The sequence below is a fragment of the Pseudoxanthomonas helianthi genome (assembly GCF_017939625.1).
Taxonomy (GTDB): Bacteria; Pseudomonadota; Gammaproteobacteria; order Xanthomonadales; family Xanthomonadaceae; genus Pseudoxanthomonas_A; species Pseudoxanthomonas_A helianthi.
The window spans coordinates 13,921-37,821 of the sequence record NZ_JAGKTC010000003.1; the positions used below are offsets into that span (position 1 = coordinate 13,921).

At 66.8% G+C, this 23,901-nt stretch carries 16 protein-coding genes; 11 read left to right on the forward strand and 5 right to left on the reverse strand.

The features are described from left to right. Window positions 1-84: 84 nt before the first annotated feature. Together clpS and clpA are read left to right on the forward strand one after the other, a co-directional pair. A complete protein-coding gene (gene clpS / locus J5837_RS12145; protein WP_210537041.1) occupies window positions 85-405 on the forward strand; it encodes an ATP-dependent Clp protease adapter ClpS in 321 nt (106 codons plus the stop codon). A gap of 110 nt (window positions 406-515) precedes the next feature. Further along, window positions 516-2,792: an ATP-dependent Clp protease ATP-binding subunit ClpA gene (gene clpA, locus J5837_RS12150; protein WP_210537042.1), complete on the forward strand. Its 2,277-nt coding sequence runs from the start codon at window positions 516-518 to the stop codon at window positions 2,790-2,792. A 197-nt stretch (window positions 2,793-2,989) separates the two neighbouring features. On the opposite strand, the gene J5837_RS12155 is transcribed toward clpA, so the two are convergent. From J5837_RS12155 to J5837_RS12170, 4 genes are read right to left on the reverse strand one after another with little or no spacing between them, the layout of a single operon-like run. After that, window positions 2,990-5,074, reverse strand: coding sequence for a S9 family peptidase (locus J5837_RS12155; protein ID WP_210537043.1), 2,085 nt, complete (start codon window positions 5,072-5,074; stop codon window positions 2,990-2,992). A 2-nt stretch (window positions 5,075-5,076) separates the two neighbouring features. Continuing rightward, window positions 5,077-6,894, reverse strand: a complete 1,818-nt coding sequence (locus tag J5837_RS12160) for a hypothetical protein (protein ID WP_210537044.1) — start codon at window positions 6,892-6,894, stop codon at window positions 5,077-5,079. A 29-nt stretch (window positions 6,895-6,923) separates the two neighbouring features. Further along, complete coding sequence (locus tag J5837_RS12165; protein ID WP_210537045.1) at window positions 6,924-7,838, reverse strand: ABC transporter ATP-binding protein; 915 nt, start codon at window positions 7,836-7,838, stop codon at window positions 6,924-6,926. A gap of 35 nt (window positions 7,839-7,873) precedes the next feature. Next, entirely contained in the window at window positions 7,874-8,284 is a 411-nt protein-coding gene (locus J5837_RS12170) for a GntR family transcriptional regulator (protein ID WP_210537046.1), read from the reverse strand. A 313-nt stretch (window positions 8,285-8,597) separates the two neighbouring features. On the opposite strand from J5837_RS12170, the gene smc reads away from it, so the two are divergent. The 4 genes from smc (at window position 8,598) to J5837_RS12190 (ending at window position 14,200) form a co-directional block, all read left to right on the forward strand. Further along, the gene (gene smc, locus J5837_RS12175; protein WP_210537047.1) at window positions 8,598-12,101 is read left to right on the forward strand and encodes a chromosome segregation protein SMC; all 3,504 of its coding nucleotides are present in this window, start codon (window positions 8,598-8,600) and stop codon (window positions 12,099-12,101) included. 186 nt (window positions 12,102-12,287) lie between these two features. Beyond that, window positions 12,288-13,010 carry a cell division protein ZipA gene (gene zipA, locus J5837_RS12180; protein WP_210537048.1) on the forward strand — a complete coding sequence of 241 codons (723 nt, stop codon included), beginning with the start codon at window positions 12,288-12,290 and terminating at the stop codon, window positions 13,008-13,010. A 118-nt stretch (window positions 13,011-13,128) separates the two neighbouring features. Next, window positions 13,129-13,596, forward strand: a complete 468-nt coding sequence (locus J5837_RS12185; RefSeq protein ID WP_210537049.1) for a hypothetical protein — start codon at window positions 13,129-13,131, stop codon at window positions 13,594-13,596. Between the two features lie 112 nt (window positions 13,597-13,708). Beyond that, window positions 13,709-14,200: a LuxR family transcriptional regulator gene (locus J5837_RS12190; protein WP_210537050.1), complete on the forward strand. Its 492-nt coding sequence runs from the start codon at window positions 13,709-13,711 to the stop codon at window positions 14,198-14,200. Window positions 14,201-14,373: 173 nt separating this feature from the next. Here J5837_RS12190 and J5837_RS12195 read toward each other — a convergent pair whose 3' ends face one another. Then, the gene (locus J5837_RS12195) at window positions 14,374-15,504 is read right to left on the reverse strand and encodes a pyridoxal phosphate-dependent aminotransferase (protein WP_210537051.1); all 1,131 of its coding nucleotides are present in this window, start codon (window positions 15,502-15,504) and stop codon (window positions 14,374-14,376) included. An 86-nt stretch (window positions 15,505-15,590) separates the two neighbouring features. Here J5837_RS12195 and ligA point away from each other — a divergent pair, with 86 nt between their 5' ends. From ligA to gyrA, 5 genes are all read left to right on the forward strand, one after another. Next, window positions 15,591-17,666 carry an NAD-dependent DNA ligase LigA gene (ligA, locus tag J5837_RS12200; RefSeq protein WP_210537052.1) on the forward strand — a complete coding sequence of 692 codons (2,076 nt, stop codon included), beginning with the start codon at window positions 15,591-15,593 and terminating at the stop codon, window positions 17,664-17,666. Window positions 17,667-17,787: 121 nt separating this feature from the next. Further along, the gene (epmA, locus tag J5837_RS12205) at window positions 17,788-18,777 is read left to right on the forward strand and encodes an EF-P lysine aminoacylase EpmA (RefSeq protein WP_210537053.1); all 990 of its coding nucleotides are present in this window, start codon (window positions 17,788-17,790) and stop codon (window positions 18,775-18,777) included. Window positions 18,778-18,875: 98 nt separating this feature from the next. Beyond that, on the forward strand, window positions 18,876-19,646 hold the full coding sequence (locus J5837_RS12210; protein ID WP_210537054.1) for a DUF3011 domain-containing protein: 771 nt from the start codon (window positions 18,876-18,878) through the stop codon (window positions 19,644-19,646). Between the two features lie 54 nt (window positions 19,647-19,700). Then, a complete protein-coding gene (gene mtnA / locus J5837_RS12215; protein WP_210537055.1) occupies window positions 19,701-20,759 on the forward strand; it encodes an S-methyl-5-thioribose-1-phosphate isomerase in 1,059 nt (352 codons plus the stop codon). Between the two features lie 406 nt (window positions 20,760-21,165). Then, window positions 21,166-23,823: a DNA gyrase subunit A gene (gene gyrA, locus J5837_RS12220; protein WP_210537056.1), complete on the forward strand. Its 2,658-nt coding sequence runs from the start codon at window positions 21,166-21,168 to the stop codon at window positions 23,821-23,823. Window positions 23,824-23,901 lie beyond the last annotated feature (78 nt).

Sequence of the window (23,901 nt, forward strand, 5' to 3'; positions counted from 1 at the left end):
GGTCGGTATCGTCATCCATGAGGCGGATTGTGCGGGCATGTCCGGTGGCCGTCCAATCTGCGGCCATTCCGTATAATTGCAAGCATGTCGCGCAAGACCGAACACGAACACGAGCAAGGCGTGCTGGTGGAGACCGGCAAGCCCGAGGTGGCGCGCCCGCCGCTGTACCAGGTGCTGCTGCTCAACGATGATTACACCCCGATGGACTTCGTCGTCGGCGTGCTGCAGCAGTTCTTCTCCATGGACCTGGAGAAGGCCACCCAGGTGATGCTGCACGTGCACACCCGCGGCCGCGGGGTATGCGGCCTGTACACCCGCGAGGTGGCCGAGACCAAGGTCGCCCAGGTCAACGAATACTCGCGGATGAACCAGCATCCGCTGCTTTGCACGATGGAGAAGGGCTGAAACCGGCCGCGAGGGACCGGCTTTCCATAGCCTGAACGCTGCAATCCGGCCGGGAGATGGAATTCCGCCGCGCCGGGCGCATATTGTGGACATCCGCTTTGGAGTTCCCCATGTTCAGCAAAGACCTCGAACAGACCATCGGCCAGTGCTACAAGCGCGCCCGCGAGGCGCGGCACGAGTTCATGACCGTCGAACACCTGCTGCTGGCCCTGCTCGACAATCCGTCCGCGCAGGCCGTGCTGAAGGCCACCAACGCCGATGCCGACCGCTTGCGCGCCGACCTGGAGCAGGCGATCGAGGCCTCGGTGTCGAAGCTGGCCGACGACGATGGCCGCGACACCCAGCCGACCCTCGGCTTCCAGCGCGTGCTGCAGCGCGCCGTGTACCACGTGCAGTCCTCGGGCAAGAAGGAGGTCACCGGCGCCAACGTGCTGGTGGCGATCTTCGGCGAGAAGGATTCGCACGCGGTGTATTTCCTGACCCAGCAGGACGTGACCCGGCTGGACGTGGTCAATTACCTGTCGCACGGCATCGCCAAGCAGGGCGAGGGCGAAGAGCCCGCGGCCTCCGAGGGCGAAGGCCGTTCCGAAGGCGGCGACGGCGAAGGCAAGGGCGACGCGCTGGCCGAATACGCCAGCAACCTCAACGAGCTGGCCCGGCAGGGCAAGATCGACCCGCTGGTCGGCCGCGCCGATGAAATCGAGCGCACCATCCAGGTGCTGTGCCGTCGGCGCAAGAACAACCCGCTGTACGTCGGCGAGGCCGGCGTCGGCAAGACCGCGCTGGCCGAAGGGCTGGCCAAGCGCATCGTCGAAGGCAGCGTGCCCGAAGTGCTGCGCGACGCGGTGATCTATTCGCTCGACCTGGGTGCGCTGGTCGCCGGCACCAAGTACCGCGGCGATTTCGAGAAGCGGCTGAAGGCGGTGCTGGCGCAGCTGAAGAAGATCCCGCACGCGGTGCTGTTCATCGACGAGATCCACACCATCATCGGCGCCGGTTCCGCCAGCGGCGGCACCATGGACGCCAGCAACCTGGTCAAGCCGGCGCTGGCCTCGGGGGAGCTGCGCTGCATCGGTTCGACCACCTTCCAGGAATACCGCGGCATCTTCGAGAAGGACCGCGCGCTGGCGCGGCGCTTCCAGAAGATCGACGTGGTCGAGCCGACCGTCGGCGAGACCTACGAGATATTGCAGGGCTTGAAGCCGAAGTACGAAGCGCACCACGGCGTCGCCTACCTCGACGAAGCCTTGCAGGCCGCGGTCGACCTGTCGGTGAAGCACATCGGCGACCGCCTGCTGCCGGACAAGGCCATCGACGTGATCGACGAGGCGGGCGCGCGCCAGCGCCTGCTGCCGGAAGGCCAGCGCAAGCAGCTGATCGACACCGAGGAGATCGAAACCATCGTCGCCAAGATGGCGCGCATTCCGGCCAAGCAGGTCAGCGCCACCGACAAGGACGTGCTGCAGCACCTGGAGCGCAACCTGAAGATGGTGATCTTCGGCCAGGATCCGGCCATCGAGACGCTGTCGTCGGCGATCAAGCTGGCGCGCAGCGGCCTGGGCAACCCGGACAAGCCGATCGGCAGCTTCCTGTTCGCCGGGCCGACCGGCGTGGGCAAGACCGAGGTGACCAAGCAGCTCGCGCTGCAGCTGGGCATCGAACTGGTCCGCTTCGACATGAGCGAATACATGGAGCCGCATTCGGTCAGCCGCCTGATCGGCGCGCCTCCGGGCTATGTCGGCTTCGACCAGGGCGGCCTGCTGACCGAGAAGATCGTCAAGACCCCGCACTGCGTGCTGCTGTTGGACGAGGTCGAGAAGGCGCATCCGGACATCTTCAACATCCTGTTGCAGGTGATGGACCGCGGCATCCTGACCGACACCAACGGCCGCGAGGCCAACTTCAAGAACGTGGTCCTGGTGATGACGACCAACGCGGGCGCGGCGCAGGCTTCGCGGCGCAGCATTGGTTTCACCAAGCAGGACAACTCGACCGATGCGATGGAAGTGATCCGCCGCAGCTTCACCCCGGAATTCCGCAACCGCCTCGACGCGGTGGTGCAGTTCCAGGCGCTGGGCTTCGAGCACATCCTGCGCGTGGTCGACAAGTTCCTGATCGAGTTGGAAGCGCTGTTGCACGAGAAGAACGTCAGCCTGTCGGCCACTCCGGCGGCGCGCGACTGGCTGGCGCAGAACGGCTTCGACCCGCTGATGGGCGCGCGGCCGATGGCGCGCCTGATCCAGGACAAGGTCAAGCGCCCGCTGGCCGACGAACTGCTGTTCGGCAAGCTGGTCGGCGGCGGCAAGGTCAGCATCGACGTGCGCGACGGCGAACTGGTCGTCGATGCGCAACCGGAACCCGAGAAACTGTTGCCGGCGACGGTCTGAGGGCCGTCGATCAAGTGCAGGAAACGGGAAGGGCGCCGGTCGATCCGGCGCCCTTTTTTCTTGGTGGCCTGGGAAGTAGGTGTGGGAGCGACGTAAGTCGCGATGCTTTTGCGAAAGCGATTCGCGACTGACCGATTGCGGCATGCCGCAATCACTCCCACAGCGCGATTTCATGGCCAGGCTGGCGGCGATCCAGGCTATCGCGGATTTTTCACGTACTTCGCGAATTCCGGTCCGGCCACGCGCAGGTTCTGGCGCAAATAGGCGCTCAGGCGCTGGCCCGGTGGTTCGGGTACGGGCCCGCCGAGGTGTCGTTGCAGCATGGTTTCCATCGCGAACAGATAGGCCTCGCGCGGTACCGGGTCGACCGGCGAATGCGCGCCGTTCGGTTCCACCAGCAAGGTCATCGGACGCTTGGCCGCCTTCAGCGTCGCCGCGTAGTTCGCCACTTCGCGGATCGCCACCGTGCGGTCCGCGCCGCCGGCAATGACCAGCAACGGACGACGCATCTTCGCCGCGTTCGCCAATGGCGATTGCGAATGCAGGCGTGCATAGGTCGCGGGGTCGGTGGAATCCAGCGACAAGGCCGCCAGGGTGTGCTTGAGCGAACGGTCGGGCAGGTCGCCCTGGTCGCCGGCCCGCAGCAGCCAGCGCATCGACCAGCCCAGGTCCGCCGGCGGCGAGCCCGCCACGCCGACCTTGAACAGCTCGGGCTGGAACGTGAGGCCCAGCAGGGTCGAATAACCGCCAAAGGAATGGCCGACGATGCCGACCCGGTTCGCATCGCCGATGCCTTGAGCGAGCAGCCAGCGCACGCCTTCGACGATGTCCTGCTGTACGCGGCCGTTGCCGTAATCGCCATTCGACGCGAAGGTGTAGTCGCGCCCGTGGCCGGTGGAACCGCGGAAGTTCGACTGGAACACCACGTAGCCGCGGTTCGCGAGGAACTGGGCGACGCCGTCGTAGCCGGGGCGGAAATGGCTGATCGGCCCGCCATGCACCTGCGCGATCAACGGCGCGCGCGCGGCATCGACGCCGGGCGGCAGCACCAGGAAGCCGCGCACGCGCAGGCCATCGGAGGCGAGGTAGGACACGGCGAGCTTGCGCGCCAGCGCGTTCTCCTTTGGCGCGGCAGCGATACCGGGATCGTCCAGGATGCGTCGGAGACCGCCGTTGCGCGGGTCGTACAGATACCAGCGCGGCTCGCGCAGCGTGGCAGCGCGCTCCGACACCAGCCATCGCGCCGCCGGCCCGCCGCCGGCCTGCACCGCGATGTCGCGGCCAGGCAGCTTCTTCGCGATGTCCGCGACCATGGATTGCGCGGCGTCGATGCCGTAGGTCGCGGCGACGGTGCTGCGATAGCTGGCCGCGATCGGCATCTGGGTGCGCGGGTCGAGGGCGACTTCGTCGAGGTCGGCTTCGTGGCGTGGGTCTTCGTGGAGGGTCTGCAGGCGATTGTCCGCGTCGAGGCGCAGTACGCGACGGAAATTCCCGTTCCGGGCCGCGCTGCCCGGATTGCCTTCCATCAGCAAGCTGCCGTCCGGCAAAGCCGCGAGCAGTGCCACGCGTTCCATCGGGCGCAGGCGCAGTACTTCGTGCAGCGAACCGTCGGCGGCGACGCGGTGCAATGCGTCGTGGTCGCCTTCGAAGCGGGCGAGGGCCACTACCCGGCCGCGGGCATCGAGGGCGACATCGTGGATCCAGTGCGGATCCTCGCGCAGCACGCTGCGCTTGCCGTGCGCATCCATGCGCAGGATGCGCCAGCGTTCCCCTGTGCCCGCGCGAACGCATTCGCGCAGCAGCACGGCCGCCGCCTGCGAGGGATCGACCTTGATCGGTATGCGCCGCTCGCTACCGCCGAGCATCACCCGCATGCCGGCACGGCCATCGACGGAAATGCCGTCCAGCGATCTTGCGCCGCGCAGGAACAGCCAGCGTCCGTCGCGCGACCAGAACAACTGGTCGGCTTGGGTGCGCGCCAGCAGCATGCGCGCGCGTCCGCCATCGGTCGGCAGCAGCCACAGGCTGCGCGTCTCGCCCTGTTCGCGCAGGTAGGCGACCAGGTCGCCGCCCGGCGAAAGCTGCACGGCGGGCAGGCTGCGGCCCTCGAGGAAATCGGTGCGCGGCAGGCGCGGCGCCGGCGGCAACGCGCGTTGCGCGGCGACGGTGGCGCGCAGAACCTGCCCCGGACCCGATCCGTGGTCTTCTTCGGCATGCGCCATCGGTGCGGTGGCGGCGGCGAACAGGGCCAGCGTTGCACAAAGCTTGCGCAAGATACCCATGCTCAGGCCCCGGCAGCCGACGCCAGGGATTCGCGTCGCGCATACATCAGCCACAAGGCGAGCAGCGACGGCAGGCCGACCAGGCCGCAGAACGCCACCCAACCCCAACGCGCGAGCCGCGAATGCGCCTGCCGGCCGGTCAGCCACATCGCGCCAAGCAGCGACAAGGCGCAACATGCCAGCGCCAGCCAGACCATCGACCGCGGCATCGGTTCGGCCTTCGCGCGCAACGGGTCGGGCGCGGCGAACAGGTCCTGCGCGCCCAGGCACAACTGGCGCAGCACCGGCGACAGCCACCAGATGCGCGTGGTGTAGGCCACCGGCAGGTCGAGTTTCAGTTCGCGCCGCGCGACTTCGCGCGCATGGCCGTTGCCGTCGATGCGCAGCACCTGCTGGTAGGGACGCTGCAGTTCGCTCGACCACACGCCCCAGGTGTAGGTGAACGAGATCAGGTAGCCGTCGAGCAGTTCGACCACGTCCATGCGGCTGAGCTGGCCGACCGGTCCCGGCATCGCCACGCGCATCAGCGGTTGCAGCCGGTCCAGTCCGTTCGCGGCTTCGCGTCCCGGATAGAAGTACGCGGCGCGGTCGCTCAGGGCGAGCACGTTGTCGCCGGCAGGTTCCGGCGGGCTGGCCATGACTTCGCCCCGGGGCAGTCGCACGCGTTCGAAGATGCGCTGTTGCGCGGTGTCGTACTGGTAGGCGGCGTTGGCGTTGAACAGGTAGCCGGCGGCATATTGCATCGTGGGTGCCGGGAATTCCGTCGAGGAACCGGCGGCCTGTCCGTCGCCCACGCCGAGTTCGCCGCGCGGCCGCTTGTCCAGCGTGCCGTAGCCGACGTAGCGCATGCGGTCGTGGGTGAACACCCAGCGGATGTTGCGTTCGCCATCGTCGAACTCCATCGGCGCCGGATTGGTCATCGCGTTGCGTTGCGCCAGGTTGCGCAGCGGATAACGGGTGAACACGTCGGACAGCGCGATCTGCTCGCGCCACAGCGCGGCATCGGGATCCGGGCTGGCGGCGATGCCCATCAACAGCAAGTCCTTGCCCTCGGCGCGGTCGGCTTCGATGTGTCCGCCTTTCGGCGGCAGGGGCGTGTTCAGCGGATGCGTGCCGCTCAGCGTCCAGGCCAGTTCGACGCCGAAGCCGAGCATCCACAGCAGGAAATACGCACAGACCTGCACCGGCAGCGCGGTGGCCACCACGCCGGCGGGGTTGCGCGGCGGCAGCGACGGATCGGGCTTGAAGGCGATGGCGACCAGCGTGGCCAGGAAGGCCAGCACGACGGCCTGCATCGCGATCATCGCCACGCCGGAGGCCTGCGCGAACATCAGCAACGCGGGCAGCACCACCACCGCGAACGAATAGCGCCGGTTGGCGACCATCGCGTGGGCGCCTGCCGCATAACCGATCATCGCGATCAGCCATGCCGCCAGTGGCATCATCCAGTGGCGCAGGTCGACCACGCGCGCGGTCATCGCGTCCTGGTACAGCGCGATCAGCGCAATCGGCAGCGCCGCGGCGACGAACAGCAGCACCGAGGACGCGCCGCCCAGCGCCCCGGCGATGCGCAGGCGGTGCAGCGGCCGGTGCAGCAGGTTCAGCCATTGGTTCGGCCGGCGGTAGCTGCCCATCTGGTACAGGCCGAGCAGGGCGCCGATCACCAGGTAAACTGAGGCGAATACCTGGTAGACCTGCAGCGGTTGCTGGGCCAGATCGACGATGCGGCTCAGGAAGCCGAGCACGGCGACGTGCGCCACCGCCACGACCAGCGCCCAGAGCCGGAATCGCAGCAACTCGCCGCGGAACAGATTGATCATTTCGATTTCCCCTTGGCTGGTTCGCGCGCTCAGGCCACAGCCGGCGCAGCGTGGTTCTTGGTCAGGAAGGCGTTGACGGCGCGGTCCAGGCTGACCGGCATCGACTGCACGTTGCGCGCGCCGCTGTTGCGCAGGAATTGCTCGAAGCCGTCGTCCTGGTCCAGCACCAGGTAGTGGTGCAGGCCGTCGAGCCGCTGCACTTCCAGCAGGCCAGGCACGCTGCGCGGGTCGGGGCCCTTGAACGGCACGTCGGCGACCCAGTGGGTGACCCGCGCGCAGAAGTCTTCGGGCGCCGACATGTTCTTCAGCTGGCCGCGCTCGAGGATGATCAGGTTGTCGGCGACCCGCTCGATCTCCTCCATCTGGTGCGAGCAATAGATCACCGTGCATTCGTCGGTAGCGTTGCTGTACATCAGCGATTCGAGGAACGCGCGCTTGGCCACCACGTCCAGGCCCAGCGTGGGTTCGTCCAGCACCAGCAGTTCCGGCCCCTGGGCCAGCGCCAAAGCCAGGTTGAAGCCGGCGCGCTCGCCGCGCGACAACTGGCTGATCTTCTGTTCCGGCAGCACGTTGTAATGCCCGATCACGCCGTCGAAGGCGGACTGGTTCCAGCGCGGGTAGAGGTTGCGCTGCATCGCGCTGACCTGGGTCACGCGCATCCAGCCGGGCAGGGTGTGTTCCTCGTTGACGAAGCCGACGCGGCTGCGGTCGTTCGGGGTCAGCCGCTGGCTGTCGCGGCCGAGGATGCGCGCTTCGCCCGCGGTCGGCGGCATGAAGCCGAGCAGGATGCGGAACAGCGTGGACTTGCCCGCGCCGTTGGCGCCGACGATGGCATGGATGCGGCCGCGCGGCACGGCCAGGTCCAGGTGGTCGAGCGCGAGCTTGCTGCCATAGCGTTTGCTCAGCGCGCGGGTTTCGATGACGTAATCGGTGGAAGCATCCATGTCGGTCTCGCCGGAAGTGGGTTCAGTCGTCGGGGTCAGGCGCGTTTGCGCGGAACAAGCTGCTGAAACTCGTGGGCGATCCGCGCCTGCACCTCGTCAGGCGGGAAACCCAGCGGGATCACGTCGTTGATGAAGCGGCCGACGGCGTCGTCGAGGCGGCGCTCGCGTTCTGCGTCGCTCAGGCGCTGGCGCGGCTCGGCCACGTACAGGCCCATGCCTTGGCGCGATTCCAGCCAGCCCTCGGTGGTCAGCTCGGCGTAGGCCTTGGCCACGGTGTTCGGGTTGATGGTCAGCTGCTGGGCCAGGCCGCGCACGCTGGGCAACTGGTTGCCGGGCTTCAGTTCGCCGGTGGCGATCTTCATCCGCACGGCATCGACGATCTGTTTGCCGATCGGGCGTGGATCGCCGGTAGCGATCTGGATCATCAGGGCTTGGGGTCGGACCATGGGGGCGTCCTATCTGTACTATGTCTACTAGTACAGTACGAACGACTCGCTCCCGTCAAGTCCTGTCGCGACGAAAAGCGTCCCGCGGCGACGGAACCCGGGATTCCGCCGTCGAATCCCCCGGGAGGACGGACGCCATCGGGTCGGGGCGGAAGCGCCGCGCGGGACCCCGTTATACTCAGGCGTTGGCGTCTTGTTTTCGAGACGTCTTCGCCAATCCGATCAAAGGCTTGGCGCTGGAATCAACCCCGAACACCAAACACGATGGCGCGCCGGCCCGAGCCGCTTGCGTCGTCCGGAAGACTCACGCCGCATGCGCCTGTCCACGATCAAGCTGTCCGGTTTCAAATCCTTCGTCGACCCGACCACCCTGCACCTGCCGACCAACATGACCGGCGTGGTCGGGCCCAATGGTTGCGGCAAAAGCAACATCATCGACGCTGTGCGCTGGGTGATGGGCGAAAGCTCGGCCAGCCGCCTGCGCGGCGATTCGCTGACCGACGTGATCTTCAGCGGTTCCGCGGCGCGCAAGCCGGTGTCGCAGGCCACGGTCGAGCTGATCTTTGACAACAGCGACCATGCCATCGCCGGCGAATTCGCCGCGTTCAACGAAATCTCGGTCAAGCGCACGGTTAGCCGCGACGGCCAGAGCAACTACTATCTCAACGGCACCAAGTGCCGCCGCCGCGACATCACCGACCTGTTCCTCGGCACCGGCCTGGGCCCGCGCAGCTACTCGATCATCGAGCAGGGCATGATCAGCCAGATCATCGAAGCGCGCCCGGAAGACCTACGTATCTACCTGGAGGAAGCCGCCGGCATCTCCAAGTACAAGGAACGGCGCAAGGAAACCGAGACCCGCATCCGCCACACCCGCGAGAACCTGGACCGCCTCAACGACCTGCGCGAGGAAATCGCCAAGCAGCTCGAGCACCTGAAGCGCCAGGCGCGCCAGGCCGAGCAGTACCAGGCCCTGCAGGAAGAGCGCAAGGTCAAGGACGCCGAGTGGAAGGCGCTGGAATTCCGCGGCCTCGACGGCGACCTGCAGAAGCTGCGCGAGCGCCTGTCGCAGGAAGAAACCCGTCTTCAGCAGTTGATCGCCGAACAGCGCGAAGCCGAACGCCTGCTGGAAACCGGCCGTGCCGGCCGCGAAAGCGCCAGCGACGCGTTGAACGCCGCGCAGGCCGAGGTCTACCAGGTCGGCGGCACGCTGGCCCGGGTCGAGCAGCAGATCCAGCACCAGCGCGAGATGGCCGAACGCCTGCACAAGGCGCGCGACGAAGCGCAGAACGCGCTGGCCGAACTGGGCCTGCACATCAGCGGCGACGAAGAGAAACTCGCCGTGCTGCGCGCCGCGGTCGAAGAGGCCGAGCCGCGCCTGGCCCAGTTGCAGGAGGAAGACGGCGCCCGCCAGGAAGCCTTGCGCGATGCCGAAACCCGCCTGGCCGACTGGCAGCAGCGCTGGGAAGCGCACAGCCGCGAGGTGGCCGAGGCCGCGCGCTCGGGCGATGTCGAGCGCACCCGCGTCGATTACCTCGACAAACAGGCCTTCGAAGCCGAGCGCCGCCGCGAAGCGCTGTCCAGCGAACGCACCGGCCTCGACCTGGCCACGCTGGCCGAGGCTTTCGCCCAGGCCCAGATCCAGCACGACGAGCAGAAGGCCGCGCTGGAAGGCCTGAACGCCGACCTCGAGGAACGCAAGCGCACCGTCACCGAGCTGCAGGACCAGCAGCGCGCCGCGCAGAACGAGCTTTCCGACGTGCGCAAGCGCGCGCAGGAAGCGCGGGGCCGGCTGGCCTCGCTGGAAACCCTGCAGCACGCCGCGCTGGGCCAGGAGCAGGGCGCGGCGGTGCAGTGGCTGCAATCGCGCGGGCTGGATTCGGCCGCGCGCGTCGGCGAGAAGCTGACGGTCGAAGCCGGCTGGGAAAACGCCGTTGAAGGCGCGCTGGGTCAGCTGATCGAAGGCGTGCTGGTCGAAGCCCCGGAAACCCTGGTCGATGCGCTGGGTGAACTCGGCGAAGGCCGCATCGCGCTGGTCTCCGACGAGCAGGAAGACAGGCAGTACGCCGCGACTTCGCTGGCTGCGAAGGTGCAGGGCCCGGCCGCCATCCGCCGCCTGCTGGCCAAGCTGCACGTCGCCGAAAACCTGGCCGAAGCGCGCGCGCTGCAGTCGCGTCTGGGCGATGGCGAATCGGTGATCACCCGCAACGGCGAGCGCCTCGGCGCCGGCTGGGTGCGCGTGGTGCGTTCGGGTGCGGCCAAGCAGGGCGCGCTGCTGCGCGAACGCGAGATCAAGGCGCTGCGCGAGGAAATCGCCCAGCTGCAGCATCGCGAACAGGAACTCGAACGCGGCATCAGCGCATGGCGCGACCGCATGCTCGCCGCCGAGCAGAACCGCGAAGACGCCCAGCGCGCCCTGTACCTGGCCCATCGCAGCGTGTCCGAGCTGGCCGGCCAGTTGCAGAGCCAGCAGGGCCGGGTCGAATCGACCCGCAACCGCATCGACAAGATCGACGCGGAAATCGCCCAGCTGGCCGAAACCCTCGAGGCCAGCCGCGAGCAGGCGCGCGAAGCCCGCGCCCGGCTCGAATCGGCGGTCGAACGCATGGCCGAACTGCAGGACGTCCGCGAACAGCTGGAAAGCGAACGCCGCCAGCTGGCCGAAACCCGCGACGCCGCCCGCGACGCCGCCCGTGGTTCGCGCGATGCCGCGCATGCGCTGGCGTTGACCCTGGAATCGCAACGTGCGCAGATCGTCGCGCTGAGCCAGGCGCTGGACCGCATGGGCAACCAGCGCGGCCAGCTCGACACGCGCCTGGGCGAACTGGCCTCGCAGCTCGACGAAGGCGACTCACCGGTGCAGGCGCTGGAAGCCGAGCGCCAGGCCGCGCTGGAGCACCGCGTGGTCGCCGACCGCAAGCTGGCCGAAGCGCGCGCCGCGCTGGAAGGCATCGACAACGAACTGCGCCAGCACGAACAGACCCGCCACCAGCGCGACGAGCAGGCCATCGCCCAGCGCGAGGTCATCTCGCAGCGTCGCCTCGACCAGCAGGCGCTGGCGCTGAAGGCCGAGCAGCTGACCGAGGCCGTGGCCAAGGCCGGCTTCGTCATGGAAGACGTGATCAACACGCTGCCGGAAGTCGCCGCGCTGTCCGACTGGGAGCAGGCGGTCAACCAGATCGACGGCCGCATGCGCCGGCTGGAGCCGGTCAACCTGGCCGCGATCCACGAGTACGGCGAAGCCGAGCAGCGCAGCCAGTACCTCGACGCGCAGAACGTCGACCTGACCACCGCGCTGGAGACGCTGGAAGAAGCGATCCGCAAGATCGACCGCGAGACCCGCGGCCGCTTCAAGGACACCTTCGACCGGGTCAACAGCGGCGTGCAGGAGCTGTATCCGCGCCTGTTCGGCGGCGGCCACGCCTACCTGGAGCTGACCGGCGAAGACCTGCTCGACACCGGCGTGGCGATCATGGCGCGCCCGCCGGGCAAGCGCGTGTCCAACATCTCGCTGCTGTCGGGCGGCGAGAAGGCGATGACCGCGGTGGCCCTGGTGTTCGCGATCTTCCGCCTCAACCCGGCGCCGTTCTGCCTGCTGGACGAAGTCGACGCGCCGCTGGACGAGGCCAACGTCGGCCGCTTCACCAACATGGTCAAGGAGATGAGCGAAAAGGTGCAGTTCCTGTTCGTCAGCCACAACAAGGCGACCATGGAAGCGGCCAATCAGCTCAGCGGCGTGACCATGCGCGAACCGGGCGTCAGCCGCCTGGTCAGCGTGGACCTGGAAGAAGCCACCCGGCTGGCCGGCGCGGCCTGACGGCATTCGCGCAGAAAGGCAGGTTTGCCGGGGGCAGGAGCGCCCCTGGGCGCGACCGGAGATTTTTCGTCCGGACTGGTTTACGCATCGTGCCCAAGAGCGTGGTCGCATCCAGGGGCGCTCGTACGAACGCCCCGTTGTTCCCCGATTTGATACCCTGAATCGACCGCAAGGAGATCCCGACCAATGTCCGACATGGCCCTGCTCCGAATCGGCATCCTCGTTGCCGGCGTGATCCTGCTGGCGACCATCATCATCTTCGGCCGGCCGAAGAAATCGCCGCAGGGCAAGCGCATCGAGCGCGCCGAACCGGGCGAGGGCGAAACCTCGCGGGTCGAGCCCAGCCTGGGGGCGGGCGAGGAGGGCGACTACAGCGGCGAGACCGTCAGCCAGCCCGCGCTGGACCTGCCGGGCGGAGTCGCCGCCGACAACGACCTGGGCAAGCGTCCCAGCCAGGATTTCGACAAGATCGTCTCGCTGTACGTCGCCGCGCGCGCCGGCCACACCCTGCGCGGCGAGGACATCGTCGTCGCCGCGGAGAAGACCGGACTGGTGTTCGGGCACATGAACGTGTTCCACCGCCTGGTCGAGAACCACCCGGAACGCGGCCCGATCTTCAGCATGGCCAACATCATGCAGCCGGGCAGTTTCGACATGAGCCGCATCCGTGAACTGGAAACGCCGGCCATCGCGTTCTTCCTGACCCTGCCGGCACCGATCAGCGCGCTGGAGGCGTGGGAGAAATTGCTGCCGAACGTGGAGCGGATGGCGGAACTGCTGGACGGCGTGGTGCTGGACGACAGCCGCAACGCCCTCGGTCGCCAGCGCGTGCAGCACATCCGCGAAGAGTTGCGTGCCTATGACCGTCAGCATGAGGCGCCGCCGCTGACCAAGCCGCCGAGGTGGTGATTGGAGTGCGTTATTTATCCGCTACGCTGGACGAATAAATGACGGCAAGTCGCTCATCGTGATCTGGGGAAATCCCGAGAAGCTCGCAATCGAAGCTCAACTTGAGCCGAATGCTCTCATGCCCGTCGTTGGAGCAAACATTGCCGGGCGTATTCGTTGTTATGTCGGTGGGGAGCCATTTGGAAACTGGGATGAACCGCTTTGCGTGCTTGGCGCGGCAAGCGATCACCTCTTGAACCTGGCGGCCAGTCCATCAGGGCAATGGCATCCATTGCTAGAGGCCCTGACCCCACGACAGCGCTTTTCCGCCTTAGACGACTTGATATACGAGTCTTCGATCTCCGCCCACCCGAGTGTGATGTCCGTGCTTTTCAATACGCACTTTTTGACAAACATCTCAGAGACTTTTGACTATACCAAAAGCTTTATCCTGTCCGATCCTGATGAGCAGGTTCAGGTTCTCGTGGATAGCCCGCGCGGATTTTTCCATGCGAAGCTATCGCGATCGGAATTTGTTTCTCTTGCCGAGGGCTTCTCTAACTGGGTCAAGTTGCAGGAGCATCGTCTGATTGGAGGAGGCGCCTAACGGCTAGCCAGGACCGTAGGGCGGAACCCGCGAAGCGGATTCCGCCTATGCGGGTAAATTCGGCGGAATCGCCTGCGGCGGTTCCGCCCTACGTCGCTCAATAGGAGTCCGCATGAAAGCGATATTCGTTGCGTTGCTGGTTATCACCGTTTTCCATATCGCGCCCTCGCAAGCTAGTCCGGCAACAAAGTCGCCGTTGGTCGGCCACTGGACCTTGGACATAGATACTTTGCCGATGCCACCGGAGGCGCGGCCGAAGAGCGTAAACTTGGACTTCGCCGATGCGCCCGATGGCAAGTGGCTGACGCGCGTCGAGATCGTCGAGAACAGCGGCAACAAGATGCACGGCGAATCCACGCTGTCCCTCGACGGTACGCCTGGACAGGCTACCGGGAACTATTGGGTCGATGTCGTCGCCGCGAAGATGCCCGCGCCCAACGTGCTGGTCATGCAATTCGTCTATCAGGGCATCCCAAGATCTACGCGCGTGTACTCCGTGAGTTCGGATGGCAAGGTTTTGACGGAGACGGAAGCGTACGCCAAGGAAGACGGCACCCCGATGTTGCGCACCGCGCATTTCAATCGCGCGTCCGCTCAGCCCTGAGCGACAGGTCGGCCTGACGCGAGACGCGCGCCCCGGGGACGCTCCCCCGACTTGCGGCGACCGCGCAATCATAGGATGGGTGGAGCGAAGCGATACCCATCAAAAAAACAATCGGCTGCGGTGTGTTGGTGGGTATCGCTTCGCTCCACCCACCCTACGAAATTGCATGGCGGTCAGCCCGCCATCATTTTCGCGAATACTTCGCGGAACTTCGCCATCTCCGCCTCCGTGCCCACGGTGATCCGTACCTGCCGCGGCAATACCGGCCAACTGCGGCCGACGAAAACCTTGTGCGCGGCCATTTTCCGCGCGAACTCGCGGCCATCGCCCTTCACGTCGACCATGAAGCAGTTCGCCTGCGAGGGCAGACATTGGTAATCCCGTGACTTCAGCCATGCCACGGTCTCCGTGCGGATCGTGGTGGTCGCGCGCTTGCGCTCGGCCAGCCGCTCCGGATGTTTCAGGCTCGCGATCCCGGCCGCCACCGCCGGTACCGGCAGGCTGCCCGCGCCGAACAGCAGCAGCTTTTCCAGGAGGTCCGGTCGCGCCACCGCCAAGCCCAGACGCATGCCGGCCATGCCGTAGATCTTCGAGAACGTGCGCAGCACCACGATGTCGGCACCAGCCTTCGCCAGGTCCAGCGTGCCCGGCTCGTCGCAGTAGTGGATGTAGGCCTCGTCGACCAGCACCACGCTGCCGGCGGGTTTGTTCGCCAGCAACCAGTCGATGTCCGCGCGCGGCGTGATCGACCCAGTCGGGTTGTTCGGATTGCACAGGTAGATCAACCCGGCCTTCGCTTCCATCGCTGCGGCAGCCATCGCTTTCACGTCGTGCGCGCCATCCGCGCGCAGCGGCACGCGCACTACCTTCGTGCCATGCGCGTCGGCCATCTGGGCGACGGATTCGAAGGTCGGATCGGCCACGACCGCAGCCGCCCGTGGCGACGCGAAGGCCAGTGCCGCCGCATCCAGCGCCAGGCCAGACCCGCAGTACCCGGCGACGTGGTCCTCTCCCAGGCTGTTCTGTTCGGCGAACAGTCCGGTGAACTCGCGCTGCAGGCCGAACAGGTAGCGATTGGAGCGCGGCAACGCATCGGCGGCTGCCCGCAAGGCTTCGGGAAACGGGCCCAGCGGGTTCTCGTTGTAGTTCAGCAAGACCGCGTCGGGATCGTTCATGCCCGGCGGGGTGGGCGGCATCTGCGCCCGGGCGCCGCCGCTGGCGCCGAGCAGCGGGGCGAGGCCCGCCGTGGCCAGGCTGCAAGCGGACAGATCGAGGAAACCGCGACGGGACAGGGTCGGGTGCATGCGGATTTCCTCGCGCTTTGGCGGCTACCGGGAAGCTAGCGCGACCCTGCATGCAGTGGCAAGGGTCCGATGGGTAGAATCGCGGGATGAGTTCGAAATCCCATTCGCAAGCCGCCGCCCGCGCCGTCGAGTTGCGCCGGAAGCTGGAAGACGCCAGCTATCGCTACCACGTCCTCGACGAGCCGAACATCCCGGACGCCGAATACGACCGCATGCTGCGCGAGCTGGACGAACTGGAAGCCACGCACCCCGAGCTGGCCACGCCCGATTCCCCGACCCAGCGCGTCGGCAGCGCGCCGTCGGCGAAGTTCGCCGAAGTCGTGCATGCGGTGCCGATGCTGTCGCTGGGCAATGCCTTCACCGACGAGGAAGTGCAGGATTTCGTCAATCGCATCGTCAAGGAAACCGGCGACGCGCAGCCCCGTTTCTCGGTCGAGCCCAAACTGGACGGGCTGGCGATCAGCCTGCGCTACGAGAACGGCGTGTTCGTGCGCGGCGCGACCCGCGGCGACGGCGCCACCGGCGAGGACGTCACCGCCAACCTGCGCACGGTGAAGGCCATTCCGTTGCGCCTGCGCGGCGACGCACCGGAAGTGCTGGAAGTCCGCGGCGAGGTGTACATGCCGCTCGCGGCGTTCGAAAAATACAACGCCTGGGCCCGCGAACACGGCGAGAAGACCCTGGCCAACCCGCGCAACGGTGCCGCCGGTTCGCTGCGCCAGCTCGATCCGCGCATTACCGCGCAGCGGCCGTTGTCGTTCTACGCCTATGCGCTGGGCGAAGTGCGTGGCGCGGCCTTGCCGCCGACCCATTCGCAGACGCTGGCGTGGCTGCGCGAACTCGGCCTGCCGGTCAGCAGCGAATCCGGTACCGCCAGCGGCGCCGAGGGGTTGCTGGCCTATTACCGCCGCGTCGGCGAGCGCCGCGCCGGCTTGCCGTACGACATCGATGGTGTGGTCTACAAGCTCGACCGCTACGACCAGCAACGCGCGATGGGCTTCGTTTCGCGCGCGCCGCGCTGGGCCATCGCACACAAGTACCCGGCGCAGGAAGTGGCGACCACGGTCGAATCGATCGAAGTCAACGTCGGCCGCACCGGCGCGGTTACGCCGTGGGTGCTGATGACGCCGGTGCACGTCGGCGGCGTCACTGTCAGCCGAGCCACGCTGCACAACGCCGACCAGGTCGCGCGCCTCGACGTGCGCGTCGGCGACACGGTGATCATCCGTCGCGCCGGCGACGTGATCCCGGAAGTGGTCGGGGTGATCCTCGATCGCCGCCCGAAAGGCGCGCAGCCGTGGACGATGCCGAAAACCTGTCCGGACTGCGGTTCGGCCGTGGAACGCGAGGAAGGCGAGGTGGTCGCGCGCTGCACCGGCGGCTTGTATTGCCCGGCCCAGCGCGTGCAGGCGCTGTTCCACTTCGCCTCGCGCCGGGCGATGGACATCGAAGGCCTCGGCGAGCGTCTGATCCAAGGGCTGGTCGATTTCGATTACGTGCGCACCGTGGCCGACCTGTACAAGTTGGGCGTGGACGATTTCGTGCAGATGAAGCAGCGCGCCGACGAGCGCGACGGCGTCGTCCCCGAGACGGTCAAGGCCGGCAAGATCGCGACCAAATGGGCGGAGAACCTGATCGCCGGCATCGCCGCCAGCCGCGACAGCACGCTGGAGCGGGTGCTGTTCGCACTGGGCATCCGTGACGTCGGCGAGAGCACGGCCAAGACCCTGGCGCGGCATTTCGGCGCGTTGCAGCCGTTGATGGACGCAGATGAGGAAACGCTGAAGCAGGTGCCCGACGTCGGCCCGGTGGTCGCCGCGCGCATCGCCCATTTCTTCGCCCAGCCGCACAACCGCGAGGTCATCGCCGCATTGCGCGAGAACGGTGTGCATTGGCCGGAAGGCGCGCCGCAACGCGCGACCGAAGGTCCGCTGTCCGGCAAGACCGTGGTGCTGACCGGCGGCCTGGCGTCGATGAGTCGCGACGAGGCCGGCGCGAAGCTCGAAGCGCTGGGCGCGAAGGTATCCGGCAGCGTGTCGAAGAAGACTTCGCTGGTGGTGGCCGGCGAGGCCGCAGGCAGCAAGTTGGCCAAGGCGCAGGAGCTGGGCATCGAGATCTGGGACGAAGCGGCGTTGCTGGCGTTCCTCGAGCAGAACGCATGAGCGGGATACCATGGCGTGGGAGCGACGTAAGTCGCGAAGCTTTTCGTTCGGAGGGTCGGGAGGTTTTTGTTCGCGACTTACGTCGCTCCCACACCGTACTTTTTAATATGGGTGTAATGCAATGATCGACTGGCAGCCATCTGCCTCGTTCGATGCAATCCGCCTGCGCGCCGCATTCAACCGCCTTGCACGCGAGTTCTTCCACGCGCGTGGCGTGCTGGAGGTCGAGACGCCCGTGATGTCGGTGGCCGGCAATACCGATCCGAACATCGCGTCGTTCCCGCTCGAATTCTCCGGTCGCACGGATGGCGCACCGCGCACGCGCTGGTTGCGCACGTCGCCGGAATTCGCGCTGAAACGCCTGCTCGCGGCCGGCATCGGCGACTGCTACGAGCTTGGCCGCGTTTTCCGCGACGGCGAGGCGGGCGGGCGCCACAATCCCGAGTTCACCATGCTGGAGTGGTATCGGGTCGGCTGGGATCACCAGCGTCTGATCGGCGAAACCGCCGAACTGGTGCAGGCTGCGCTGGGACTCGTCGGGCGCAGCGCAACGTTGTCGAAGACCGGCTTCCGCGATCTGTACCGCGAGCGGCTGGGCATCGACCCGCTGCTCGCCTCGCTCGACGAACTGCGCAACGCGGGCAGCGACATCGCCATCGATGGCGAAGGCTTGAGCAAGGACGACTGGCTCGACCTGCTGATGACCCACAAGCTGCAACCATCGTTCCCCGACGACCAACTGCTGGCGGTGTACGACTATCCGGCTTCGCAGAGTGCGTTGGCCCGGATCCGCGAGCCTGCCCCCGCAAAGGCGGAGGAAGATCCGCCGGTCGCCGAACGTTTCGAGCTGTACCTCGGTCCGCTGGAGCTGGCCAACGGTTACCACGAGCTCAACGATGCGCGCGAACAGCGTGCCCGTTTCGAACGCGACCAGTCCGTGCGCAGGTCGCGCGGCTCGATCGTGCCGCCGCTGGATACCCGCCTGATCGACGCCTTGCCGCAGTTGCCGGATTGCGCCGGCGTCGCGCTGGGCGTGGATCGCCTGCTGATGGCGATGCTGCAAAGCCCTCGCATCGCCGACGTGTTGGCCTTCGAGTTTTCCCGCGCCTGAACGGCCGGCAGCGATCGATTCCGCGGAAACGGTTTCTTCGGTTCATGTTCATCGAAACGGTGTGAGTCTGGGTCGCAACCGCCACCCGGAGATTCGCCATGAAGACGTTGTTGGGCTTGTCCGCCATGCTGCTCGCTTCCACCGCCATGGCCCAATCCTACGGTTACCCGGATCGTGGCTATGAGGATTACCGGGGCGGCTATGGCAATGGCTATGGGCAAGTGTTCCGTTGCGATTCGGACGACAATCGCCAGCGCTACTGCCCGGCCGATACCCGAGGTGGCGTGCAGTTGGTGCGGCAGGTCTCGAAGACGCGTTGCCAGCAGGGGTACAACTGGGGTTACGACCGTGGCGGCGTGTGGGTCAGTGGCGGTTGCCGGGCCGAATTCGCAAGCGGACGCGGCGGAGGTTGGAACGGCGGTTATCCGGGCAATGGCAATGCCTACGGACAGGTGATCCGCTGCGATTCGAACGACGGCCGGCAGAACTACTGTCGCGCAAACACGCGTGGAGGCGTGCACGTCGTCCGGCAAATATCCAAAGCCCGCTGCCAGGAAGGCTACAACTGGGGTTACGACCGTGGCGGCATCTGGGTCGATCGCGGTTGCCGGGCCGAATTCGCGCTGGGACGCGGTGGCGGCTGGGGCGGCGGTTATCCGGGCAATGGCGATGGTTACGGCTACGGAAGAACCATCCGTTGCGACTCCAACGACAATCGCCAGAAATATTGTCCCGCCGACACGCGGAGCGGCGTGCAGTTGACCCGGCAGATTTCCAAGACCCGCTGCCAGGAAGGCTACAACTGGGGCTACGACCGTGGCGGCATCTGGGTCGATCGCGGCTGCCGCGCGGAATTCAGGATCTACTGAACGAATCGGCCTGACGAGCGGGTCTTCGTCATCGGCGGCGGTTAAACTGCCGCCATGAACGACACCATCGATTACGCGCGCTACGACCGCATCCGCCCGATCCGCTGGACCGGCGAGGCGCTGGAATTGCTGGACCAGCGCCTGCTGCCGTTCAAGGTCGAGTACCTGAGCTGCACCAGCGGCGATGAAGTCGCCGCCGCGATCCACTCACTGGCCGTGCGCGGCGCGCCGGCCATCGGCATCGCCGCCGCCTGGGGCACGGTGCTGGCGGCGCGCGAGATCGTCGCCGATAGCGGTCCCGAGGCCGCGCAGAAGCTGGAACCGGCGCTGCAACGGCTCAACGCCGCGCGCCCGACCGCGGTCAACCTGGCCTGGGCGCTGGCGCGGATGCGTTCGGCGCTGGCCCATGCCGGCAGCGATTGGCGCGGCGTGCTGGAACTGGAAGCGTTGGCCATCGCCGAGGAAGACCTCGCGGCCAACCAGCGGATGGGCGGCCTCGGCGCGGCGCTGATCGCGCCGGGCAGCGGTGTGCTCACCCATTGCAACACCGGTTCGCTGGCTACCGCAGGATTCGGCACCGCCCTGGGCGTGATTCGCGCAGGCGTGGCTCAGGGGCGCATCGAGCGCGTGTTCGCAGGTGAAACCCGGCCGTGGCAGCAGGGCGCGCGCCTGACCGTGTGGGAACTGCAGCAGGACGGCATCGACGCCACCCTGATCGCCGATTCCGCCGCCTCGCACCTGATGAAGACCGGAGCGGTGCAATGGGTTGTGGTCGGCGCCGACCGCATCTGCGCCAACGGCGACACCGCCAACAAGATCGGCACCTATGCGCTGGCCATTGCCGCGCGCCACCATGGAGTCAAGTTCATGGTCGTGGCGCCATCCTCGACGGTGGACATGGATACCGCTTCGGGCGACCTGATCGAGATCGAGGAACGCGACCCGGGCGAACTGTTCGGCGTTGGCGGCGTACGCACGGTCGCCGAAGGCGTGCGCGCCTGGAACCCGGTGTTCGACGTGACCCCGGGCGAGCTGATCGACGCCATCGTGACCGAGAAGGGCGTGATCGAGCGGCCGACCGTTGAGAAGATGCGCGCGGCGTTCGGCGGTTGAGCTTGGCCAGAAAAGTAGGCGTGGGAGCGACGTGAGTCGCGAATGTCGGAGCTACGAGCTTCCCTCAGCGGGCCACAACCGAGGGGTGAGCGAACCAGGTCTTCGTACCAGGTTGGTGGGTGCTACGGCCCCAATTCCAAGTCTTCGACAATTCGCGACTTACCGGTGGCTGCGCCACCACTCCCACGCCGATTGTCATCGCGTGAGGAAGCTCCTGGAGAAGGTTCGGCTTCCAAAGGGCGGACCAAGGCCTAAATGCCTGATTTTCCCGGCCAAATCCCGACCGGAAACAGGCCTGTCTGTGGTACAATTTCGGGGTCGAAATTCACCCCTGAAAACCGCTTGCCGGACCCGTTCCGGCGGCCCGGTTTTTGGCCGCAGTCAACGCTAGCCGCACGGAACCCGAATGGCCGATACCGCCAAGGAAATCATCCCCGTCAACCTCGAAGACGAGATGCGCAAGAGCTACCTCGATTACGCGATGAGCGTGATCGTGGGCCGCGCCCTCCCGGATGTCCGAGACGGTCTCAAGCCGGTGCACCGCCGCGTCCTGTTCGCGATGAACGAACTCGGCGCGCACAGCAACAAGCCCTACTACAAGTCGGCGCGCATCGTCGGCGACGTGATCGGTAAGTACCACCCGCACGGCGACCAGTCGGTGTACGACACCCTGGTGCGCATGGCCCAGCCGTTCTCGTTGCGCTACCTGCTGGTGGACGGGCAGGGCAACTTCGGTTCGATCGACGGCGACAACGCCGCGGCGATGCGTTACACCGAAGCGCGCATGGCCAGGCTCACCCACGAGCTGATGGCCGACATCGACAAGGAAACCGTCGACTTCCAGCCCAACTACGACGAGAAGGAACTGGAACCGACGGTCATGCCGACCCGGTTCCCGAACCTGCTGGTCAACGGCTCGGCCGGCATCGCCGTCGGCATGGCCACCAACATCCCGCCGCACAACCTGTCCGAAGTGGTCGACGGGCTGATCGCGCTGATCGACGATCCCTCCATCGACGTCGATGGACTGATGCAGTACATCCCGGGTCCGGATTTCCCCACCGCTGGCATCATCAACGGCACCGCCGGCATCCTCGCCGGTTACCGTACCGGCCGCGGCCGCGTGCGCATGCGCGCCAAGGCCGAAGTCGAAGTCGACGATCGCACCGGTCGCGAGGCGATCATCGTCACCGAGATCCCCTACCAGGTGAACAAGGCGCGGCTGATCGAGAAGATCGCCGAGCTGGTCAAGGAGAAGAAGCTCGAGGGCATCAGCGAGCTGCGCGACGAGTCCGACAAGGACGGCATGCGCATCTACATCGAGGTCAAGCGCGGCGAATCGGCCGAGGTGGTGCTGAACAACCTGTACGCGCAGACGCCGATGGAATCGGTGTTCGGCATCAACATGGTCGCCCTGGTCGACGGCCGCCCGCAGCTGCTGAACCTGAAGCAGATGCTGGAAGCCTTCGTCCGCCACCGCCGCGAGGTGGTGACCCGCCGGACCATCTTTGAACTGCGCAAGGCGCGCAACCGCGCCCACATCCTCGAAGGCCTGACCGTCGCGCTGGCCAACATCGACGAGATGATCGAACTGATCAAGACCTCGGCGAATCCGCAGGAAGCCAAGGAGAAGATGCTGGCCAAGCGCTGGGCGCCGGGCCTGGTCGGCTCGCTGCTGGCCGCGGCCGGCGCCGAGGCATCGCGTCCGGAAGACCTGCCGCAGGGCGTCGGTTTCCTTGGCGGGGAATACCAGCTGACCGACGTGCAGGCCACGCAGATCCTCGAGATGCGCCTGCATCGCCTGACCGGGCTGGAGCAGGAAAAGCTGACCGAGGAATACCGCGAACTGCTCGACACCATCGCCGGCCTGATCCGCATCCTGGAAAACCCGGAAGTGCTGCTGCAGGTGATCCGCGACGAGCTGCTCAACGTCAAGGCCGAGTTCGGCGACGCCCGCCGCAGCGAGATCCGCCCCAGCGAGGAAGACCTCGACATCCTCGACCTGATCGCGCCCGAAGACGTGGTGGTGACCCTGTCGCACGCCGGTTACGCCAAGCGCCAGCCGGCCAGCGCCTATCGCGCCCAGCGCCGGGGCGGTCGCGGACGCAATGCGGCGGCGACCAAGGACGAGGATTTCATCGACCAGCTGTGGCTGGTCAACACCCACGACACGCTGCTGACCTTCACCAGTCGCGGCAAGGTGTTCTGGCTGCCGGTGCACCAACTGCCGGAAGCCGGTCCCAATGCCCGCGGCCGTCCGATCGTCAACTGGATCCCGCTGGAAGCCGGCGAGAAGGTGCAGGCGGTGCTGCCGGTGCGCGAGTACGCCGAAGGCCGCTACGTGTTCTTCGCCACCAAGAACGGCACGGTGAAGAAGACGCCGCTGACCGAGTTCGCGTTCAAGCTGGCGCGCGGCAAGATCGCGATCAACCTGGACGACGGCGACGCGTTGATCGGCGCCGCGCTGACCGACGGCGAACGCGACGTCATGCTGTTCGCCAGCAATGGCCGCGCGGTACGCTTCTCAGAGGACAAGGTCCGTTCGATGGGCCGCACTGCGACCGGCGTGCGCGGCATGCGCCTGGTTTCCCCCGATGCGGACGAAGTCGCGGACGACGCGGCCGCGGGCGATGAGGACGCGGTGGCCGGCAATGCCAGCGGCGTGGAAGTGGTCAGCCTGGTCGTGGTCGACGGCGACGGCGACATCCTCACCGCCAGCGAGAACGGCTATGGCAAGCGCACGCCGGTCGCCGACTATCCGCGCAAGGGTCGTGGCACCCAGGGCGTGATCGCGCTGAAGACCACCGAGCGCAACGGCCGGCTGGTCGGCGCGATCCAGTTGTCCGACCACCACGAAGTGCTGCTGATTTCCGATGGCGGCACCTTGGTGCGCACCCGCGCGTCGGAAATCTCCCAGGTCGGTCGCAACACCCAGGGCGTGACCCTGATCCGGCTGGGCGAGGGCGAAGTGCTGCAGGCGCTGGAACGCCTGGACGCATCGCTGGACGACGAGGAGGAAACCGCCGGCGATGCGGCGCAAACCGAAACGCGTCCCGGAGCCTGACGACAGTCGGTCCGTGCGTCCGCGCATGATGGCGTAGTTACAAAAAAACGCCCCGGAAGGGGCGTTTTTTTGTCCTGC

Excerpts from the sequence above, each read along its gene's own strand:
- clpS (WP_210537041.1), top strand. The coding sequence starts at position 85 with ATGTCGCGCAAGACCGAACACGAACACGAGCAAGGCGTGCTGGTGGAG.
- clpA (WP_210537042.1), top strand. The coding sequence starts at position 516 with ATGTTCAGCAAAGACCTCGAACAGACCATCGGCCAGTGCTACAAGCGC.
- J5837_RS12155 (WP_210537043.1), bottom strand. The coding sequence starts at position 5,074 with ATGGGTATCTTGCGCAAGCTTTGTGCAACGCTGGCCCTGTTCGCCGCC.
- J5837_RS12160 (WP_210537044.1), bottom strand. The coding sequence starts at position 6,894 with ATGATCAATCTGTTCCGCGGCGAGTTGCTGCGATTCCGGCTCTGGGCG.
- J5837_RS12165 (WP_210537045.1), bottom strand. The coding sequence starts at position 7,838 with ATGGATGCTTCCACCGATTACGTCATCGAAACCCGCGCGCTGAGCAAA.
- J5837_RS12170 (WP_210537046.1), bottom strand. The coding sequence starts at position 8,284 with ATGGTCCGACCCCAAGCCCTGATGATCCAGATCGCTACCGGCGATCCA.
- smc (WP_210537047.1), top strand. The coding sequence starts at position 8,598 with ATGCGCCTGTCCACGATCAAGCTGTCCGGTTTCAAATCCTTCGTCGAC.
- zipA (WP_210537048.1), top strand. The coding sequence starts at position 12,288 with ATGTCCGACATGGCCCTGCTCCGAATCGGCATCCTCGTTGCCGGCGTG.
- J5837_RS12185 (WP_210537049.1), top strand. The coding sequence starts at position 13,129 with ATGCCCGTCGTTGGAGCAAACATTGCCGGGCGTATTCGTTGTTATGTC.
- J5837_RS12190 (WP_210537050.1), top strand. The coding sequence starts at position 13,709 with ATGAAAGCGATATTCGTTGCGTTGCTGGTTATCACCGTTTTCCATATC.
- J5837_RS12195 (WP_210537051.1), bottom strand. The coding sequence starts at position 15,504 with ATGCACCCGACCCTGTCCCGTCGCGGTTTCCTCGATCTGTCCGCTTGC.
- ligA (WP_210537052.1), top strand. The coding sequence starts at position 15,591 with ATGAGTTCGAAATCCCATTCGCAAGCCGCCGCCCGCGCCGTCGAGTTG.
- epmA (WP_210537053.1), top strand. The coding sequence starts at position 17,788 with ATGATCGACTGGCAGCCATCTGCCTCGTTCGATGCAATCCGCCTGCGC.
- J5837_RS12210 (WP_210537054.1), top strand. The coding sequence starts at position 18,876 with ATGAAGACGTTGTTGGGCTTGTCCGCCATGCTGCTCGCTTCCACCGCC.
- mtnA (WP_210537055.1), top strand. The coding sequence starts at position 19,701 with ATGAACGACACCATCGATTACGCGCGCTACGACCGCATCCGCCCGATC.
- gyrA (WP_210537056.1), top strand. The coding sequence starts at position 21,166 with ATGGCCGATACCGCCAAGGAAATCATCCCCGTCAACCTCGAAGACGAG.